This window comes from Actinomadura sp. NPDC048955 (assembly GCF_040649435.1).
Lineage (GTDB): Bacteria > Actinomycetota > Actinomycetes > Streptosporangiales > Streptosporangiaceae > Spirillospora > Spirillospora luteofluorescens.
This window is the reverse complement of the sequence record NZ_JBEZJI010000024.1, coordinates 56685-73371: the sequence shown is the minus strand read 5'-3', so window position 1 is coordinate 73371 and position 16687 is coordinate 56685. Positions and strand designations below refer to the sequence as shown.

At 74.2% G+C, this 16687-nt stretch carries 18 protein-coding genes; 7 read left to right on the top strand and 11 right to left on the bottom strand.

The annotated features are described in order from the left end of the window. The first annotated feature begins 8 nt into the window (after nt 1–8). Nucleotides 9–866 (top strand): polysaccharide deacetylase family protein, encoded by an 858-nt coding sequence (locus tag AB0C84_RS23010; RefSeq protein ID WP_361069730.1) that lies wholly within the window; start codon nt 9–11, stop codon nt 864–866. 48 nt (nt 867–914) lie between these two features. Here the strand turns inward: AB0C84_RS23010 and AB0C84_RS23005 are convergent, their stop codons facing one another. Further along, a complete protein-coding gene (locus AB0C84_RS23005; protein ID WP_258943313.1) occupies nt 915–1544 on the bottom strand; it encodes an HIT domain-containing protein in 630 nt (209 codons plus the stop codon). 189 nt (nt 1545–1733) lie between these two features. Here AB0C84_RS23005 and AB0C84_RS23000 point away from each other — a divergent pair, with 189 nt between their 5' ends. Next, a complete protein-coding gene (locus AB0C84_RS23000; protein ID WP_361069726.1) occupies nt 1734–2417 on the top strand; it encodes an Asp23/Gls24 family envelope stress response protein in 684 nt (227 codons plus the stop codon). Here AB0C84_RS23000 and AB0C84_RS22995 read toward each other — a convergent pair. From AB0C84_RS22995 to AB0C84_RS22970, 6 genes are all read right to left on the bottom strand, one after another. Then, the gene (locus AB0C84_RS22995; protein WP_361069723.1) at nt 2399–3004 is read right to left on the bottom strand and encodes a hypothetical protein; all 606 of its coding nucleotides are present in this window, start codon (nt 3002–3004) and stop codon (nt 2399–2401) included. The genes AB0C84_RS23000 and AB0C84_RS22995 overlap by 19 nt on opposite strands. 106 nt (nt 3005–3110) lie before the next feature. After that, the gene (gene thrS / locus AB0C84_RS22990) at nt 3111–5096 is read right to left on the bottom strand and encodes a threonine--tRNA ligase (protein WP_361069720.1); all 1986 of its coding nucleotides are present in this window, start codon (nt 5094–5096) and stop codon (nt 3111–3113) included. 284 nt (nt 5097–5380) lie between these two features. Further along, nucleotides 5381–6844: a sugar porter family MFS transporter gene (locus tag AB0C84_RS22985; protein ID WP_361069717.1), complete on the bottom strand. Its 1464-nt coding sequence runs from the start codon at nt 6842–6844 to the stop codon at nt 5381–5383. 48 nt (nt 6845–6892) lie between these two features. Then, a complete protein-coding gene (locus AB0C84_RS22980) occupies nt 6893–7525 on the bottom strand; it encodes a class I SAM-dependent methyltransferase (protein ID WP_361069714.1) in 633 nt (210 codons plus the stop codon). 61 nt (nt 7526–7586) lie between these two features. Further along, nucleotides 7587–8090, bottom strand: a complete 504-nt coding sequence (locus tag AB0C84_RS22975; protein WP_361069711.1) for a cysteine dioxygenase family protein — start codon at nt 8088–8090, stop codon at nt 7587–7589. A gap of 12 nt (nt 8091–8102) precedes the next feature. After that, nucleotides 8103–8219: a putative leader peptide gene (locus AB0C84_RS22970; RefSeq protein WP_361069708.1), complete on the bottom strand. Its 117-nt coding sequence runs from the start codon at nt 8217–8219 to the stop codon at nt 8103–8105. Between the two features lie 168 nt (nt 8220–8387). Here AB0C84_RS22970 and AB0C84_RS22965 point away from each other — a divergent pair, with 168 nt between their 5' ends. Then, a complete protein-coding gene (locus tag AB0C84_RS22965) occupies nt 8388–9641 on the top strand; it encodes a sensor histidine kinase (RefSeq protein ID WP_361069705.1) in 1254 nt (417 codons plus the stop codon). A gap of 39 nt (nt 9642–9680) precedes the next feature. Next, nucleotides 9681–10355 carry a response regulator transcription factor gene (locus AB0C84_RS22960; RefSeq protein WP_179848461.1) on the top strand — a complete coding sequence of 225 codons (675 nt, stop codon included), beginning with the start codon at nt 9681–9683 and terminating at the stop codon, nt 10353–10355. A gap of 15 nt (nt 10356–10370) precedes the next feature. On the opposite strand, the gene AB0C84_RS22955 is transcribed toward AB0C84_RS22960, so the two are convergent. Both AB0C84_RS22955 and AB0C84_RS22950 read right to left on the bottom strand, forming a co-directional pair. Next, entirely contained in the window at nt 10371–11327 is a 957-nt protein-coding gene (locus tag AB0C84_RS22955) for an NADPH:quinone oxidoreductase family protein (RefSeq protein ID WP_179848460.1), read from the bottom strand. A gap of 26 nt (nt 11328–11353) precedes the next feature. Continuing rightward, nucleotides 11354–12100 (bottom strand): SDR family NAD(P)-dependent oxidoreductase, encoded by a 747-nt coding sequence (locus tag AB0C84_RS22950; protein WP_179848459.1) that lies wholly within the window; start codon nt 12098–12100, stop codon nt 11354–11356. Between the two features lie 46 nt (nt 12101–12146). Here AB0C84_RS22950 and AB0C84_RS22945 point away from each other — a divergent pair, with 46 nt between their 5' ends. Both AB0C84_RS22945 and AB0C84_RS22940 read left to right on the top strand, forming a co-directional pair. Next, a complete protein-coding gene (locus tag AB0C84_RS22945; protein ID WP_361069700.1) occupies nt 12147–13370 on the top strand; it encodes an acyl-CoA dehydrogenase family protein in 1224 nt (407 codons plus the stop codon). Beyond that, the gene (locus AB0C84_RS22940; RefSeq protein WP_361069697.1) at nt 13367–14032 is read left to right on the top strand and encodes a TetR/AcrR family transcriptional regulator; all 666 of its coding nucleotides are present in this window, start codon (nt 13367–13369) and stop codon (nt 14030–14032) included. Before AB0C84_RS22945 ends, AB0C84_RS22940 begins: the two co-directional genes overlap by 4 nt. Nucleotides 14033–14069: 37 nt before the next feature. Here AB0C84_RS22940 and AB0C84_RS22935 read toward each other — a convergent pair whose 3' ends face one another. Further along, entirely contained in the window at nt 14070–15089 is a 1020-nt protein-coding gene (locus AB0C84_RS22935) for an ROK family transcriptional regulator (protein WP_361069694.1), read from the bottom strand. Nucleotides 15090–15165: 76 nt separating this feature from the next. On the opposite strand from AB0C84_RS22935, the gene AB0C84_RS22930 reads away from it, so the two are divergent. Beyond that, complete coding sequence (locus AB0C84_RS22930) at nt 15166–16353, top strand: MFS transporter (RefSeq protein ID WP_361069691.1); 1188 nt, start codon at nt 15166–15168, stop codon at nt 16351–16353. Between the two features lie 115 nt (nt 16354–16468). Here AB0C84_RS22930 and AB0C84_RS22925 read toward each other — a convergent pair whose 3' ends face one another. Further along, nucleotides 16469–16672, bottom strand: coding sequence for a cold-shock protein (locus tag AB0C84_RS22925; RefSeq protein WP_067639228.1), 204 nt, complete (start codon nt 16670–16672; stop codon nt 16469–16471). Between the last annotated feature and the right edge of the window lie 15 nt (nt 16673–16687).

The following is a 16687-nucleotide window of genomic DNA, read 5'->3' as shown; positions in this document are numbered from 1 at the left end:
TGGAAAACGTGGACGACCCCCGGCGTCCGGCCGCCCCCGGACGCCGGGCGTTCATCAAGGGGTTCGGTCTGGCGGCCGCCGGAGCGGTCACGCTGGGCGCGGGGGCGGAGACGGTCGGCGCCGTGGTCGGTTCGGGGAACGCGCCCTCGTCGGCGATGGCGGTCCCCATCGCCGGTCCGTGGCGGCCCGGGAACGCGCATGTGGACGTGGTCTGGGGCGTCGACACCGCCCAGAAGCTCGTCGCCCTCACCTTCGACGACGGGCCGATGCCCAACTGGACGCCCATGGTGCACGACATCCTGGACGCCGAGCGGGTCAAGGCCACGTTCTTCCTCGTCGGGGAGCGGCTCGTCCGGCACGCCCGGCTCGTGCACGGGCGGATGGACCGGCACGAGGCCGGCAACCACACCTGGCAGCACCAGGACCTGTCGCGCCTCTCCGACGAGCGGGCCCTGGAGCAGCTGCGGCGCGCCCACAACGCCATCGGGCGGATCGTCGGCAAGGAGCCCCGGTTCCTGCGGCCCCCGTTCGGCCATCTGGGCGGGACTACGCTGAGCGCCGCGTGCCGGTTCGAGTACGACATCGCGCTGTGGTCGATCAAGATGCTGGAGAAGACCTACGAGGACGACCCGCCGGCGCTGGTGGACTACATCGTCGGCAACACCGGGCCCGGCACGATCCTGCTCGCCCATGACACCGGCCACCACGACCGCCTGGTCGCGCTGCGCAACCTCGTCCCGATGATCCGCGGCCTGCGCGCCAAGGGCTACGAGTTCGTCACGGTCTCGGAGCTGATGAGCGTCTCGCAGGCCCCGCCCCGCGCGCCGGGCGACGGGGGCCTGCGGCGCGCCGTGCCTCCCGCCTAGGGCCGGCGGCCCGCCCGGCCGGGCGGCGGACGGTCAGGCGCCGGAGAGTCAGGCGTCGTGCGGCCAGGCGTCGGCGAGCATCCGGCGGGTGTCGCGCAGCAGCTGCGGCAGCACCTTGGTCTGCCCGACGACCGGCATGAAGTTCGTGTCGCCGCCCCAGCGCGGGACGACGTGCTGGTGCAGGTGGGCCGCGATGCCCGCGCCGGCGACGAGACCGAGGTTCATGCCGACGTTGAAGCCCTGCGCGCCGCTCGCCTTGCGCAACGCCGTCAGGGACCGCTGCGTGAACGTCGCCAGCTCCGCGTACTCCGGCTCTTCGAGGTCGGCGTAGTCGGCGACGTGCCGGTACGGGACGACCATCAGGTGCCCGGAGTTGTAGGGGTAGAGGTTCAGCACCGCGAACACCGACGACCCGCGGGCCACGATGAGCCCCTCCTCGTCGGTCATCTTCGGGATCTCGCAGAACGGGCAGCCGTCGCCCGACCCCGCGCCCGTGGGCTTGTTCTCGCCCTTGATGTAGGCCATCCGGTGCGGAGTCCAGAGCCGCTGGAAGTTGTCGGGCGTGCCGGCGCCGCCCCTCTCCTCCTCGAAGCGGGGCGTGCGCTCGTTCCCGGCGCCGGCCCCGGGCGCGTCCTCGCGCCCCTGCTGCACCACGGACTCCTCCGGCTCTGCGGTCAAGACGGCGGTCTCCTTTTGTTCACGGCCTGACCAGCAGCATAGAGAGCGGTGCCCTCGGGGCTGTAGCCGGGATCCCCTAGCATGGCCCGTCGGCGCCGTCTTCGGACGCGCCCGCGATCCGGTGCCTGCGTGACGTTCCGCGCGTCGCTCCGACACCATGGTCACCCGACCGAACCGCAGGGAGCGATCATGACCGGGCTCGACAAGCGCCAGACCGGGAACGCCGAGCAGGGGCCGGGGGCCGGGCCCGGGCCGCGGTTCCCCGGGGCGCCCGCCGGCCTCCCGGAGACGGATCCTCCCCCCGCCGCCCCGTCGCAGGGCCCGATCTCCCCTGGCATGCCGTCCCCGAGCGTCCCGTCCCCGAGCATGCCGTCCCCGAGCATGCCGTCCCAGGGTGCGCCGCTCCCGGGAATGCCGCAGGGAACCCCGCAAGGGGCTCCGCTGTCGGCGCCGCTCGCACCCGCGGCGCAGCAGCCGGTCCCTCCCCCGCGGGGCGTGCTGTCGTCGGGGCCGAACGCGGTGCCGATGACGATGCACGGCTCGTCGGGCGACCTGAGCGCGCCGGTGGACGGCCGCATCACGATCGGCGACGCGGTGATCGGGAAGATCGCGGCGTTCGCCGCGCTGGAGGTCGAGGGCGTCGCCGGCCTCACCGTCCGGGACGAGCCCGCCGCGACGGGCGTGCGCGTCGTGCGGAACGACGACGAGGTCACGCTGGACGTCGCCATCGCCGTCGAGTACGGCATGGTGATCAAGGATGTGGCGGTGAAGGTGAAGGCGAACGTGGCGCGGGTGGCGGCCCTGATGCTGGGGACGCGGGTCGCCGCCGTCAACGTGTCGGTCGAGGACGTCCGTCAGGCGGCGCGGGCGTAGCAGTTCTGCATGCCGCCCCCCACCGAGATGGTGGTGACCTTGACGCGCTCGACCAGCTGCGGCGCGACGCCGGTGAAGTGGAACGTCTGCGGCCCGCCGCTGCGCACGGTCCGCTGCTGGGCGGTGGGCTCCCGCCCCCGCAGTGAGAGCTCCGCCCGGATCGCGCCGCTGACGGAGACCGCGATGACGACGTCCACTCCCGTGGGGGTGGCCCGGTAGTAGGCCGTCCCCTTCGGGCAGGCGCCGACGCCGCTCGAGCCGTTCTGGGGAGGGATCTGCGGTCCGCCGCCCTGGCCGCCGGCCCCGTCGCCCCCGCCGCCCGGGTAGGGCTGGCCGCTCCCGTTCTGCTGCGGGGCGGGATTGGTCGGGGTCACGGGCAGGCCGCCCCCTCCGGGGAGGTCCGTCCGACCGTCCGGCGCGGACGGGCTCGCCGGCCCCCGGGCGCCGGCGGCGCCCTTCGTGCCGTCGTCCATCAGGGGCATGAGCAGCACGATGACGGCGGCCGCGACGAGCCCCAGGGTGCCGGTGTAGCCGGCGATCCGGAGCCAGAGCGACCGCTTGCGCCGCCCCGGCCTCCTGGACTTCATCTCCGCTGTCTCCCCGGTCCTCGCACGTGATCGATGAGGCTACCAACTCCGGGCGGGCGCCTCCGGCGGGCCGCGCTCGCCCGGGGCGGGCGCGACCCGGCCGGGCTCAGACCTGCACGCGGGTCAGCACGGCCTCGACGATCTCCTCGACCGCCTCGTCGATCGGGACGCCGTTCTTCTGCTCGCCGCTGCGGTACCGGAACGACACCGCGTCCTTGGCGACGTCGTCGTCGCCCGCGAGCAGCATGTACGGGACCTTCTGCTTCTGCGCGTTGCGGATCTTCTTCTGCATCCGGTCGGAGGAGGCGTCCACCTCGACGCGCAGGCCGTGCTCGCGCAGCCGCGCGGCGACCTTCTCCAGGTGCGGGACGTGGCCGTCGCCGATCGGGATGCCGACCGCCTGCACCGGCGCCAGCCACGGCGGCATCGCGCCCGCGTAGTGCTCAAGCAGCACGCCGAAGAACCGCTCGATCGACCCGAACAGGGCCCGGTGCAGCATCATGGGCCGCTGCCGGGTGCCGTCGGCCGCCTGGTACTCCAGGCCGAAGCGCTCGGGCTGGTTGGGGTCGACCTGGATGGTCGACAGCTGCCAGGTGCGACCGATCGCGTCCTTGGCCTGCACGGAGATCTTGGGGCCGTAGAACGCCGCGCCGCCCGGGTCGGGGACGAGGTCGAGCCCGGTGGACTCGGCGGCGCCGCGGAGGGCGGCGGTGGCCTTCTCCCACATCTCGTCCGAGCCGATGAACTTGTCGGACTCGTCGCGGGTGGACAGCTCCAGGTAGAACTCGTTCAGGCCGTAGTCGCGCAGCAGGCCGAGGACGAAGTCGAGGAGGCGCTTGATCTCCTCGCCCATCTGGTCCTCGGTGCAGTAGATGTGCGCGTCGTCCTGGGTCATGCCCCGCACGCGGGTGAGGCCGTGCACGACGCCCGACTTCTCGTACCGGTACACCGACCCGAACTCGAACAGGCGCAGCGGCAGCTCCCGGTAGGACCGGCCGCGCGCCCGGAAGATCAGGTTGTGCATCGGGCAGTTCATCGGCTTGAGGTAGTAGTCGCCGCCGTCGACCTCCATGGCGGGGAACATGTCGTCCTTGTACCAGCCGAGGTGCCCGGAGGTCTCGAACAGGTGGCCCTTGGTGATGTGCGGGGTGTTGACGAACTCGTACCCCTCCTCCTCGTGCCGGCGGCGCGAGTAGTCCTCCATCACCTTGCGGACGGCGCCGCCCTTCGGGTGGAAGACGGCGAGGCCGCTGCCGATCTCGTTCGGGAAGGAGAACAGGTCGAGCTCGGCGCCGAGGCGGCGGTGGTCGCGCTTCTCGGCCTCCTCCAGGAACCTCAGGTACTCGTCCTGCTTCTCGCGGGACTCCCAGGCGGTGCCGTAGATCCGCTGGAGCTGCGGGTTCTTCTCGCTGCCGCGCCAGTAGGCGCCGCCCGAGCGCATCAGCTTGAAGGCGGGGATGACCCGGGTGGACGGCAGGTGCGGGCCGCGGCACAGGTCCTTCCAGCGCAGGTCGCCGGACTTGGCGTCCAGGTTGTCGTAGATGGTCAGCTCGCCGCCGCCCACCTCGACCTCGGCGCCGTCGGCCGCGTCCGCGACCGGGCCGGTCCCCTTGAGGCCGATCAGCTCCAGCTTGTAGGGCTCGGCGGACAGCTCGGCGCGCGCGTCCTCCTCGGAGACGGGGCGCCGGGAGAACCGCTGCCCCTGCTTGACGATCTCGCGCATCCGCTTCTCGATGCGCTTGAGGTCGTCGGGGGTGAACGGCTCGGGGACGTCGAAGTCGTAGTAGAAGCCGTTCTCCACCGGCGGGCCGATGCCGAGCCTGGCCTCGGGGAACAGCTCCTGGACGGCCTGCGCCATCACGTGCGCGGTGGAGTGCCGCATGATCGCCCGGCCGTCGTCCGAGCCGATCTCGACCGGCTCGACGGCGTCGCCGTCGCTCAGTTCGCCGGCGAGGTCGCGCAGCTCGCCGTTGACGCGGGCGGCGACCACGGTGCGGCCGTCGGCCTCCAGCGCCTGGCCCGCGGTGGTGCCCGCCGGCACCGCCCGCTCGCTCCCGTCGAGGGTGATGCGCAGCTCGGACACGGTGGACACGGGTACTCCTCGCGATGATGGGTCGGGGTCAACGGGGATCGATGCTATCGACTCGGGGTGGCCCCCGGACGCGTCCGGTTCCATCGGCCGCTCCTCTCGGTCGGCGGAGGGCCCGCGGCGTCCCCGGACGGCGGAAGGGCCCCGGGGATCGCTCCCGGGGCCCTTCCGCGTGCAATGTCAGGACATGCCGCCGTCGCGCCGGGAGTGACCCGGCGTCGTCGTCTCTGCGAACGCGTGCGGCATGGCTCCACTGTAACCGATGGGCGGGCGCGCGGCCCGGCCTTTCACGCGCGGGCCCGCGGGGCGGCGAGGTCGTCCATGTCCTCCAGTTCGCGTCCCTTGGTCTCGGGGACGGCGCGCAGCACGAACAGGAACGCCAGGATCGAGAACAGCGTGTAGAGGCCGTAGGCCAGGCCGAGGGAGAAGCCGGAGATGCCGGGGAACGTGGTGGTGATCACCCAGTTGGCGAGCCACTGCGCCGCGGCGGCGACGGCCAGCGCGGACGCCCGGATGAAGTTGTTGAACATCTCGCCGAGCATCACCCACACGACCGGCCCCCACGTCGCGGCGAAGGAGGCGACGAACACGTTGGCCGCGACGAGCGCCACGGGACCGGCGACGCCGCCGAGGTCGGGCGCGCCGTCGACCACGGGGGCGGTCGCGAAGCAGATCGTGAGGGTGCCGAGGGAGACCGCCATGCCGGCGGCTCCGGCCAGCAGCAGCGGGCGGCGGCCGATCCTGTCGACGAGCGCGATCGCGACCAGCGTGAACGCGACGTTGACGACCGAGTTGATCACCGAGGTGAGCATCGCGTCGTTCTCGGAGAACCCGACGGCCTGCCACAGCGAGGAGGAGTAGTAGAAGATCACGTTGATGCCGACGAACTGCTGGAACACCGACAGCAGGATCCCGGCCCACACGATCGGCATCAGGCCGAACCGGTCGCCGCGCAGGTCCCCGAGCCGGACGGGCCGGTCCGCGGCGATGGACCGGGTGATCTCGTCGATCTTCACGTCCACGTCGCCGCCGCCCATCACGCGCCGCAGCACCTGCCGCGCGCGGGCCGTCTCGTGCTTCTTGACCAGGTAGCGGGGCGACTCGGGGATCATGGTGGCGATCACGCCGTACAGCACGGCCGGGACGACGGCGCTGGCGAACATCCAGCGCCACGCGCCGCCGCCCCAGGGGAACGTCCCGGTCGCGCCGCCGTCGGACACCCGCGCGATGACGTAGTCGACCACGAGGGCGGCGAAGATGCCGAGCACGATCGCCATCTGCTGCAGCGAGCCCAGCCTGCCGCGCAGCTCGGCCGGGGCGATCTCGGCGATGTAGGCGGGCGCGATCACCGACGCGGCGCCGATGGCGAGGCCGCCGACCAGCCGCCAGACGGTGAGGTCGACCGCGTTGAAGGCGAGCGCGGAGCCGAGCGAGCTGACCACGAACAGCCCGGCGGCGATGAGCATCACCCGCACCCGGCCGATCCGGTCGCCGAGCGGACCCGCGAACCAGGCGCCGGCGGCGCAGCCGAGCAGCGCGGCGGAGACCACGAAGCCGACCGCGAAGCCGCCGAGGCCGAACTCCTGCTTGAGCGCGTCGACCGTCCCGTTGATCACCGAGGAGTCGTAGCCGAACAGGAAGCCGCCGAGGGCCGCGGCCCCCGCCAGCAGCGCCGCCACCACCGCCGAGTGCGGCGCCCCGTCCTCGCGGCGCTCGTCCGCCTGCCTCGGTCCGCTGCCCGCTGCCGTCATGGAGCCCGATCTTCCCCGCGAGCCGGACCTTATGCGGGCGCCGTCCGGTCAGTCGCGGACGGCGGTTCCGAGCACGTGCGGCGAGGCCGGGTTGGTCCGGCTCGGTTCGGGGAACTCGAACCGCCGCTCGCCGCGCACGGTGAAGCCGCTGCCGGCGATGTACTCGCTCGTCGGGCGGGTGAGGTGGCAGCCCGCGGCGAAGAACGGCCACAGCAGGTCGGCGTAGCGCTGGAACCGCACCTTCCCGGGGGTGCTGCCCCGCACGTGCTCGTAGTAGCGCAGCTCGCCGCCCGGCTTGAGGACGCGCCGCAGCTCGGCCAGCGCCCGGATGGGGTCGCGGACCGAGCAGAGCACGAGCGAGGCCACCGCCACGTCGAACGACGCGTCGTCGAGGTCGAGGTCCTCGGCGAGGCCGGGGCGCACCGTGATCGGGACCGGCGCGCGGCTCGCGGCGTGGGCGGCCTTGGCGCGCAGCCGCGGCTCGGGTTCGACGGCGACGACCTCGGTGACCTCGGGCGGGTAGTGCGGGAAGTTGGCCCCGTAGCCGGCGCCCACCTCCACCACGCGGCCGGACGCCCCGGCCAGCAGTTCCGCGCGGTACGCGTCGCCGCCCACCTTGGCGCAGCCGGCGTCCAGCCGCGGATAGAGGCGGGCGAAGATCGGATGGCTCAGGTCGGTCATTCCCGCAGTGTCCGCCGCCCCGGCGATCACCGCAAGATCGGCGCCCCGGGGCGGCGGGTCCTCACCAGTCGGCGGCGGACTCGTCGGCGAGCCGGACCAGGCCGCCGCCCGCGTCCACGTCGTACCGGCGCATCGCGCTGAGCGGCGGCGAGTAGACGTGGACGCTCACGGCGGGCGCCTCCGAGGTGTTGCGCACGTCGTGGACGTACCCGGGCCCGAAGCAGTGCGCCTGCCCGGCGCCGACGCCGCGCGCGGTCCCGATCCGGTGCGCGGCGTTGGCGCGCTGCTCCTCCAGGGTCCCGAGGGCGACCGCGAACGCGCCCGCGGAGTCGCCGTGGTCGTGGAAGCCGGTGGACTGGCCGGGCAGCCAGCTGATCAGCCAGATCTCGTGGTCGGCGTCCTGGTGGACGCGCTCGTACCAGCGTCCGCGCGGGTCGAGCCGGACCCGGAGCAGCCACTCCCCCGGGTCGGCGGCGAGCCCGCGCGCCCGCTCGGCGAGGCGCCGGGGGGTGAACGGGGCGCCTTCGGGCGCGGGCACGGTGAGGCCGGTCGTGGTGACGGTCATGCGGTCGCTCTCCTAGCGGTGTGCTGCCATTCCTCGTCGCGCTCGGCGGGACGGGCGGCGACACAGCGCGCTGGCCTGGCGGCGCAGGTCGACGTGGAGGCGCTCGTGGCGAAGTCCGGAGATCGGCACGGGGACCAGCGTGGCCCAGATTCCCTATAAAGTCAATCGGAAATAGCTGTTTACCGGCCCTCCGCACCGGGACGGGCGCTGCCCAGGGCTGATACCCAGGGGCTGGATCGGATCTCCCTCCCCGGGGTCAGGCCGCCGGGGCGCCGGGCGTTCTAGGCTCGCAGCCAAATGAACGATCCAGACCGCCCCGCGACCGCGGGCCGCACCCGGCTGGCCGCGGGGGTCCGCGCCGCCCTCCTGCCCGGCCGTGACGAGCCGGCCGTCACCCTGCTGCCCGCCCATCCCGCGCTGCGCATCCCGATCCTGCTCGTCCTGACGGTCATGGCCCTCGGCTTCACGGCCGGGGCCATCGCCATCTCCGTCACGCAGTACCGGCTCAACGCCCAGCTGGCCTGGCCCCTCGGCGCGCTGCAGGCGATGCCGCTGCTGTTCGCCGCCCGCTGGCCCCTGGCCGCCTGGCGGTTCGCGGCGGCCGGGCTGCTGCTGACGGTCGTCGTCCGGCACGGCGAGGGCTTCATGCCGTGGCCCGTGACGGCGATCCTCGCGCTGATCGTCATCCTGTTCTTCGTCGGCGTCGGCGCGGCCCGGCAGACCACCGTCGGCGTCGGCGCGGTGACCATCGCCGGGGTCCTGGTCCCCGCCGTGCTGTACGGGATGCCCGGCTGGTTCGGCATGATCCTGGCCGGGCTCGCGGCGGTCGCGCTGACCTTCGGCGACGCGGTCGGCGGGCGCCATTCGGCCGTGGAGGAGCTGCGGTGGCGCGAGGAGCAGCACCAGCGCGACCTCGCCCGGCAGGCGGTGCTGGAGGAGCGGGCCCGCATCGCCCGCGAACTGCACGACGTCGTCGCCCACCACATGTCGGTGATCGCGATGCAGGCGGAGGCCGCCCCCTACAAGATCCCCGAGCTGCCGGACGCGGCACGGCAGACGTTCGAGGTCGTCCGGGACGCGGCCCGCGAGGCCCTCACCGAGACGCGGCGGGTCGTCGGGCTGCTGCGCGCCGACGACGAGGGCGCCGAGCGCGCCCCGCAGCCCGGCCTGGAGCGGCTGGACGACCTGGTCGGCGCGGCCCGGCGCGCCGGGCTGTCGGTCGCGAGCGCCGTCGTCGGGATGCCGCGCCCCCTGCACGCCGGGGTCGACCTGTCGGCGTACCGGATCGTGCAGGAGTCGCTGAGCAACGCCGCCCGGTACGCGCCGGGCTCCCGCGTGCACGTCGAGGTGCGGTACGGCGCCGAGGAGCTGACGGTGTCGGTCACCGACGACGGCGCCCGCAGCACGCCGGAGGAGTCGCACGGCGGCGGCCACGGCCTGGTCGGCATGCGCGAGCGGGTCGCGATGCTCGACGGCAGCCTCGAGGCCGGCCCGCGCGAGGGCGCCGGCTGGGCGGTCGTCGCCGCACTGCCCTACGGTGATCCGGACTAGTCCGGGGCGAGCCGATCAGCCTGCCCTTAGGGTTGTGCCGTGACGATTCGGGTGCTGATCGCCGACGACCAGGTGATGATCCGCGACGGGCTCGCGGCGCTGCTGTCCTCCGACCCGGGGATCGAGGTGATCGGGCAGGCGGGCAACGGCCGCGAGGCCGTGGAGATGGCCCGCCGGCTGGACCCGGACGTGGTCGTCATGGACATCCGGATGCCGGAGATGGACGGCCTGGCCGCCACCGCCGAGCTGGCCGGCTCCCCCGACCCGGACGCGGACCCGGCCGACGCCCGGCCCAAGGTGCTCGTCCTGACCACCTTCGACCTCGACGAGTACGTCTACGAGGCGCTCGGCTCGGGGGCCAGCGGGTTCCTGCTGAAGGACGCCTCGGCCGCGGACCTGGTGAACGGCGTGCGGGTCGTGGCGGCGGGCGACGCGCTGCTCGCCCCGTCCATCACCCGCCGGCTGATCGGCGACTTCGCGCGCCGCCGCCGGCACCAGCGGCCGAGCCCGAAGGCGACCGCGGGCCTGACGCCGCGCGAGCTGGACGTGCTGCGGCTCATGGCGCGCGGCCTGTCCAACGCCGAGGTCGCCGCCGAGCTGGTGCTGGCCGAGCAGACGGTCAAGACGCACGTCGGGCACGTGCTGACCAAGCTCGGGCTGCGCGACCGCACCCAGGCCGTCGTCTACGCCTACGAGAACGGCCTCGTCGGCTAGCCGGCCGGCGGCGGCTCAGCGCGACGGGTCGAGGACGAGCTTGCCGGTGGTGCGGCGGGCGCGCAGGTCCTCGTGGGCGCTTCGCACCTCGCTGAGCCCGTACTCGCCGCCGGCGACGACGCGGATCCCGCCGTCCGCCGCGAGGGTGAACAGCTCGTCCAGCGCCTGGCGCATCACGTTGCCCGGGAGCTGGAAGACGTGCGCCAGCCACATGCCGGAGATCGTGGTGGAGTGCGACATGAGCGTGGCGGGCCGGACCGGCGAGGGCTCCGTGCGCGACGCCATGCCGTAGAAGGCGAGGCGGCCGAACGGGGCCAGGGCGCGCAGGCTCTGGTCGGTCACCGTGCCGCCGGTCATCTCCAGGACGGTGTCGACGCGCCTGCCCCCGTTGGCGTCGATGAGCGCCTGGGTGAGGTCGGGCACGCCCGCGTCGATCGCGACGTCGGCCCCGAGGTCGAGGGCGAGCCGCCGCTTGCTCTCGGAGGAGGCGGTGGCGATGACCCGCCCGGCGCCCCAGGCCTTGGCGAGCTGCACGGCGATCGTCCCGACCCCGCCCGCGGCGGCGTGCACGACGACCGACTCGCCGGGCTCCAGGTGGACGCTGCGGCGCAGCAGCACCCACGCCGACGCGCCCTGGACGATCATGCCGAGGGCGGTGACGTCGTCGATCCCTTCCGGGACGTCCCAGGCCAGAGCCTCGGGGGCGACGGCCTTCTCCGCGTAGCCGCCGGTGCCGACGAGCGCGACGACGCGGCGGCCGTCGGGCGTGGTGCCCACGACCTCGCCGCCCGGCACCATTGGCAGCGTGGACTCCGAGAGGTAGCTGTTCTCGGCCTGGTGGGTGTCGGCGTAGTTGATGCCGGCCCGCGAGACGTCGATGAGCAGGTGCCCCGGCCCGGCGGCCGGCTCGGGAAGTTCGGTGACGGTCAGGACCTCGGGCCCGCCGAACTCGGTGATCTGTATGGCGCGCATGACTCTCCTAGGAAGCTCTCGGATGCTCAGCGGGGTCCGGGCACGCCGCGGAAGCGGAACGGCTCGGGCGTGCGGCCGGGCACCACGTACCAGGCCTCGCCCGCGCCGCCGGCGTCCAGGATCCGCATGAACGCCTCGACCACGTCCCCCACCTCCAGAATCGGGAAGCCGGTCTCCTGGAGGTGCCCCTTGAGGGGGGTGAGGATGTCGGTGTCGGCGAAAGAGGGGCACAGAGCGTTCACGCGGACGCCCTCCCCGGCGAACGTGGGGCCGAGGGCGCGGACGAGCCCGACCACGGCCGCCTTGTTGGCGCCGTAGACCGGATCGAACGGCGTCGCGGTGAGCGCGGCCATGCTCGCGGTGGCGACGATGTCGCCGCCGCCCCGGGCGCGCAGCGCGGGCAGCGCGGCGTGCGCGCCGAACACGACGCCGTCGAGGTTGATCCCCATGGCCCGCCGGTACGCGGCGAGGTCGAAGTCGTCGCCGACGCCCCCGCCGCCCGCAACCCCGGCGTTGAGGAACGCCACGTCAAGGCCCCCGAAGCGGTCGACAGCGGCCGCGACCGCGGCCTCGCTGTCGGCCGGTTCGCGCACGTCGCAGCGGACGAACGCGCCGTCCAGCTCCCTCGCGAGCGCGTCCCCGGCCTCCGCGTCGACGTCGGCGAGCACCACGCGCGCGCCCTCGCGGGCCAGGCGGCGCGCCACCGCGGCCCCGATGCCGTTGGACCCGCCCGTGATCAGTGCGACCTTGCCGGTGCCGTCGAAGGGTGCCATGGGGGACTCCTCCCGAAGTAACTGACTCGTCAGTTACTCTAGCGGAATGGACTTCGGTTTGAGCGAGCGGGCCCGGGACCACCTCGGCCGCCTCCAGGACTTCATGGCCTCCCACGTCTACCCGGCCGAGCCGGTCTACGCGGCCCAGCGGGCCGAGCTGCGCGCGGCGGGCCGTGAGCACCACGTCCCCCAGGTCGTGGAGGACCTCAAGGTGGAGGCGCGCGGACGCGGCCTGTGGAACCTGTTCCTTCCCGACTGCGAGGACCCCGCACACGGCCTCTCGGTCACCGACTACGCCTCCCTCGCCGAGGTCACGGGCCGCTCCCCCGCCCTGGCGCCGGAGGCCATCAACTGCGCGGCGCCCGACACCGGCAACATGGAGGTGCTGCACCTGTTCGGCACGCCCGAGCAGAAGGAGCGCTGGCTCGCGCCGCTGCTGAACGGCGAGATCCGCAGCGCGTTCGCGATGACCGAGCCGGACGTGGCGAGCTCGGACGCCACCAACATCTCCACCAGCATCGTGCGCGACGGCGACCACTACGTCGTCAACGGCCGCAAGTGGTGGATCAGCGGCTCCGCCGACCCGCGCTGCAAGATCATGATCGTGATGGGCAAGACGGACCCCGAGGGGCACCCCTACCGGCAGCAGTCGATGGTGCTCGTGCCGCTCGACGCCCCGGGGGTGGAGGTCGTCCGGCCGCTGCCCGTGTTCGGCTACCAGGACCAGCACGGCCACTGCGAGATCACCTTCACCGACGTCCGCGTCCCCGTGGAGAACCTGGTCGGCGAGGAGGGCGGCGGCTTCGCCATCGCGCAGGCCCGCCTCGGCCCCGGCCGCATCCACCACTGCATGCGCGCGATCGGGATGGCCGAGCGGGCGCTGGAGCTGATGTGCGAGCGCGCGGTGTCGCGGGTCGCCTTCGGCGGGCCGCTGGCCAGGCAGGGCGTGGTGCGCCAGCAGATCGCCGAGTCGCGGATGGCGATCGAGCAGGCCCGGCTGCTCACCCTCAAGACCGCCTGGCTGATCGACAAGCAGGGCGTGCAGGCGGCCCGGTCCGAGGTCGCGGCGATCAAGGTGATCGCCCCGCGGGTCGCGCTGGAGGTGGTCGACCGGGCGATCCAGGTGCACGGCGGCGCCGGCGTCAGCGACGACACCCCGCTCGCCGCGATGTGGGCCGGGCTGCGCACGCTGCGCCTCGCGGACGGCCCGGACGAGGTCCACGTGCGGAGCGTGGCCCGCGCCGAGCTCGGCGGGTACCTCGGCACATGACCGGCGGCACGGGGGAGGCGTCGCCGGGCGCGCGGCGGCGCATGCCGCACGCCCGGCGGCGCGAGCAGCTGCTCCAGACGGCGCTGGCGGAGTTCGGCCGCCGCGGCTACCACCTGACCCAGATGGAGCACGTGGCGTCGGGGGCGCAGGTGTCCAAGGCGCTGCTGTACCAGCACTTCACCTCCAAGGAGGAGCTGTTCGCCGAGGTCACCGAGGCCATCGTCGCCGAGCTCACCGGCAGGCTGAACCGGGCCGTGCTCGCCGCGCACGGCTCGGCCGACGGCATCCGGGCGATGATCCGGGTGCTGTTCGACTACGCCACCGAGGAGCCCGACGCGTGGGCCCTCGTGGTCCGGCATCTCGACAAGCCCGAGGTGGGCCTGGAGCTGCGGGAGCTGCGCGACCGGCTCGGGACCGCGTTCGCCGACCTGCTGCTGCGCCGCCGCAGGGCCGACCCGGCGCTGTCGCCGGCGGCGCTCGCGGTGAACGAGCGGCGGGCGCGGCTGCTCGTCCCGCTGATGTACGGGTCGATGCTGTCGATGGTGTCGTGGTGGCTGGAGCATCCCGACACGCCGCGCGAGCGCGCCGAGCAGATGGCCGTGGAGTTCATCTGGCTCGGCCTGGACCGGCTCCGGGCGGGCGAGCGCCTGCCGAAGGCGTGAGGGACGCGCGGCCGGGCGGCCGCCGGCCGGGGCGCCTCTAGCCGAAGACGTCGTCGCGGACCACGTCGAGGGCGGTCAGCACCGCGCCGCGCAGCACGGCGTCGCCCTCGACGAGGCTCGGCCGCACCTCGGTGGCGGCCGGGCTGAGCAGAGCGAGCTTCGCGGCGACCAGGCCGGCGAGCCGGTCGCCGCCCGCGCGGCCGAGCGCCCCGCCGAGCACGACGAGCCCGGGGTCGAGGACGGCGACGAGCACGAACACCGCCTCGGCGATGCGCCCGGCGATCGCCTCGTCGCCCAGGCCCGCGACGGCCGTCCCGTCGAGGAGGGCGCAGAAGTCCGTCCCGCCGACCTTCAGCAGGCCCACCTCGCCCGCGCCGCCGGAGGCGCCGCGCCGCAGCCGGCCGTCCAGGACGAGCGCCCCGCCGACGCCGTCGTCCAGCCAGAGGAGCGCGAAGTCGTCGCGGCCCTCCGCCGCGCCCTCGCGGTGCTCGGCGATGGCGCCGAGGTTGACCTCGTTCTCCACCCGCACCGGCGCGCCCAGCCGGTCGCGCAGGGCCGAGCCGAGGTCGGGCCGGCCGCCGGGGACGCCGCTGTCGGTCGCGCGCCCGGTGCGCGGGTCGATCAGCCCGGGGGTGCCGAGCACCAGCGTGTGCAGGGTGCGTCCGCCCGCCGCCTCGGTCACCGCGTCGGCGACGACGGCGCACAGGTCGGGCGCCGGGGGCAGCGGCCGGGACGCCGATCCCGCCGGGTTCCCCGCGATGTCGGCGACGCTGACGTGCACGGCGTCGCGGCGCAGGTCCACCCCGGCGACGTGGGCGCGGTCCGCGACCAGGCCGTAGAGGCGCGCGTTCGGCCCGCGCCGGTCGGCGCCGGTCTCCCCCGCCGCCTCGATCAGCCCGCCGGCCCGCAGCCGCTCGATCAGGTCGGACACCGTCGGCCGCGACAGCCCGGTCAGCGTCCGCAGCTGCGGCGCGGTCAGCGGCCCGCGCTCCAGCAGCAGGTCGAGGGCCAGCCGGTCGTTGATCGCGCGGGCCATCGTCGGGTCGGCGGTCTTCACGCCGCCCATCGTAGTAGGCAGGGAACCTGCATGATGCGCTTTTCATCAGGAAGGCTGCCTGTTAGTTTCTAGGACCATGAACTCCCCCCACCGCGCCATCGCGGTCGTGTTCGCTCTGCACGGCGCCGTCGCCGGCACCCTCGCCACCCGCATCCCCTGGATCCAGGACCGGCTCGACCTGTCGCCCGCCATGCTCGGCGCGGCGCTGCTCTGCCCGTCCATCGGCGCGTTCATCGGCATGCCGACCGCGAGCCGCATCGCGCACCGGATCGGCGAGCGCCGGGCGACCCGCCTGCTGATCGCGGCCTGGTGCGCCGCCGGGGCGCTGCCCGCGCTGGCCCCCGCCCCCGCCTTCCTGTTCGCGGCGATGCTGCTGTTCGGGGCCACCGCCGGCATGTCCGACGTGGTGATGAACGCGCACGCGGTGTCGGTGGAGCGGCACCTGGGGAAGCCCGTCATGTCCGGGCTGCACGGCCTGTGGTGCGTCGGCAGCCTCATCGCGGGCGGCACCGGCATCCTGGCCGCGCACGCGGGGATCGACGCCCGGCTGCACCTCGGCCTGGTCGCCGCCGTGCTGCTGGCGGTGGGCGCGCCGGCCGGGCGCGGCCTGCTGCACGTCCGGCCGTCCCCCGGCGCCCCGGCGCCGCGCCGCTTCGCACTGCCGACCCGGGCCGTTCTGGCCATCGGCGTCGTCGGGTTCTGCGCCACGTTCGCCGAGGGCGCCAGCGCCGACTGGACGGCCGTCTACCTGACCGAGGTCGCGGACGCGGGCCCCGGCCTGGCGGCCGCCGCCTACACGGTCTTCATGTCCTGCATGGCCGGGACGCGGCTGCTCGGCGACCGGCTGGTGCGGCGGCTCGGCCCGGCCCGGGTGGTCCGGTGCGGGGGCGTGGTGGCGGTCCTCGGCGGCGCGCTGGTCGTGGCGTCCCGCGCGCCCTGGCCCGCCATCGCCGGGTTCGCGCTGCTCGGCGTCGGCGTGGCGACGGTCGTGCCGCTGGTGTTCGCGGCGGCGGGCGCCGCCGGCGCCACCCCGGGCGAGGGCGTGGCGGGCGTCGCGACGATCACCTACCTGTCGGGCCTGACCGCGCCCGCCATCACCGGCTGGACGGCCGGAGCGCTGTCCTACCCGGCCGCGTTCGCGCTCATCACGTGCGTGGTCGCGGTGATGACCGTGACGGCCGGGGCGCTGAACACGCACGGCGGCGGCGCGACCGCGGCGCCGGCGGCCGAGCCCGCCGGCCGCACCGAGCGGGCCGTGCCCTAGGGCCTGTATGGAAGTGGCCTCGGTCGAGCGAGCGAACGCGTGAGCCGGCCGATGGACATGCGAAAGGCCGGGAACGCGCGAGCGCCCCCGGCCTCAGCTGAGATCCGGCAGGACCTTAGAGCGGGTAGACGCCCTCGGCCTGCGGGCCCTTCTGGCCCTGGGTGATCTCGAACCCGACGCGCTGGTTCTCGTCGAGGCTGCGGTAGCCGTTGGTCGTGATCGCCGAGTAGTGGACGAACACGTCGGGGCCGCCGCCGTCGGGCGCGATGAACCCGAAGCCCTTCTCAGCGTTGAACCACTTCACGGTGCCTTCGGCCATGGTCTTTCCCTTCCG